Below are 1,890 nucleotides of genomic sequence, written 5' to 3'. Positions count from 1 at the left end.
GCTCGCAGGCCGATTCCTGCGGCGCTCCAGCCCCGAGTGCCTCGGGTACCGGGTCCGGCGGCATCGGGTCTTCAGGTTCAAGGGCCGTCTCCCTCGGTATGCCGTCGCTCCCCGGACGACGCGGTTAGCCCGGCATGGCAGCAGTACCGGCCGGGTCAGTTGGTCCGAATCCGCCCGTGATCGCCGTCGTCGGCCCCACCGGTTCCGGCAAGTCCGATCTCGCCGTCCACCTCGCCCTCGCGCTCGACGGCGAGGTCATCAACGCCGATGCCATGCAGTTCTACCGTGGAATGGACATCGGCACGGCCAAGATCACCGTCGCCGAACGCAGGGGAGTGCCCCACCACCTCCTGGACACGATGGATGTCACCGAGGAAGCCAGCGTCTCCGCTTTCCAGGCCGACTGCCGCGCCGCCATCCGTGATATCCATGGCCGAGGCAAGCGCGCCATCCTGGTGGGCGGCTCCGGCCTCTACGTCCGCGCAGCCTTGGATGTCCTGGAATTTCCCGGCACGGACCCCGGCGTGCGGCAGCGGCTGGAGCAGGAGCACGAAACCTCCGGTCTTCCAAGCCTCCAGGAACGCCTCCAACGCATCGACCCCGTGTCCGCCGGCAGGCTCGGCGACGCCCGCCGCGTCATCCGCGCGCTGGAAGTCTTCGAGCTCACCGGCCGCCCGTTCAGCTCCTTCATGCCGCAGCGCGAGTACTTCCAGCCGGCCGTGCAGATAGGGCTCGACGTCGACCGCGGAGTGCTGCGCGAGCGTTTGGCCGAGCGCGTGCTGAAGATGGTCGACGCGGGACTTCTTGAAGAGGTCGCGCGGCTGGACGCCGTCGGACTGCGGCAAGGCAAGACGGCATCGCGGGCGCTCGGATACGCGCAGTTCCTGAAGGTCCTCGACGGCGAATCCGACACAGCTGCCGCGGCCGAAGAAACCATCGTAGCCACCCGGCAATTCGCCCGGCGCCAACTCACGTGGTTCCGGGCGGACCCCCGGATCCACTGGCTGGACTGGCAGGATACGGATTTGGTGGCCAAAGCCGCAGAAATCTGCGCGAGTCCGGCGTCGGTGATTTAGGCGCAACCCCCAGTACAGGTAGCCTTGAGCCATGGATGAAACCCTTGCATTTTCCGCCCCGCAGCCTGCCGCTGCCGGCGGTTCCGTACCCGCCTCCGGTCTTCACGGGCTGGCCTTCTCCAAGGGGCACGGTACGGGCAACGACTTCGTCCTCATTGCGGACCCCGAAGACGCACACCAGATCTCTCCGGAGCAGGTCGCAGCGCTCTGCAACCGCCACCTGGGCATTGGTGGGGACGGGCTCATCCGGGCAGTCCCTTCACGATTCCTGCCCGAAGGCCTCCAGCTGCTCGAAGCGGATTCCGCTGCCGAGTGGTTCATGGACTACCGCAACGGCGACGGCTCGTTGTCCGAAATGTGCGGCAACGGAGTCCGCGTCTTCGTCCAATTCCTGATCGAGCAAGGACTTGTCACCCTCAACGCCGGTGAATCCCTGACCATCGGAACGCGCGGCGGCATCAAGAAGATTGTCCGGACCGCTGAGGGCTATGCGGTGGACATGGGTCCGTGGGAGTTCATTTTCCCCAAGGATGCCACCAGCAAGGCCATGGACTCCCTCGTCAGCGCCGACGGACTCGAAGTGGCCCGGCCTGCCCTCTCTGTCAGCATGGGCAATCCGCACACTGTGGTGGCGTTGGCCGAACTTTCAGAACTCAAATCCACGCAGCTCTTCAAGGCGCCCGTCGTCGATCCCAAGCCGGCCAACGGCACCAACGTCGAATTCGTGGTTCCCGCTGAGCCCCTCGTCCACGAAGGCGTAGGCAACATCACGATGCGAGTGCACGAACGCGGCGTCGGCGAGACCCAATCGTGC

General features: G+C 66.0%; 2 protein-coding genes. Both read left to right on the top strand.

Annotated features, from left to right (window positions below; genetic code table 11):
• The first annotated feature begins 134 nt into the window (after positions 1 to 134).
• Entirely contained in the window at positions 135 to 1,076 is a 942-nt protein-coding gene (gene miaA / locus AHiyo1_RS04920; protein WP_059387805.1) for a tRNA (adenosine(37)-N6)-dimethylallyltransferase MiaA, read from the top strand.
• Between the two features lie 31 nt (positions 1,077 to 1,107).
• The coding region (gene dapF / locus AHiyo1_RS04915; protein ID WP_059387804.1) for a diaminopimelate epimerase at positions 1,108 to 1,890 on the top strand (783 nt) is incomplete at its 3' end.

Source organism: Arthrobacter sp. Hiyo1, assembly GCF_001263615.2.
Lineage (GTDB): Bacteria > Actinomycetota > Actinomycetes > Actinomycetales > Micrococcaceae > Arthrobacter.
Note: the sequence above shows the minus strand (reverse complement) of the source record. Positions and strands in the feature narration are given on the sequence as shown.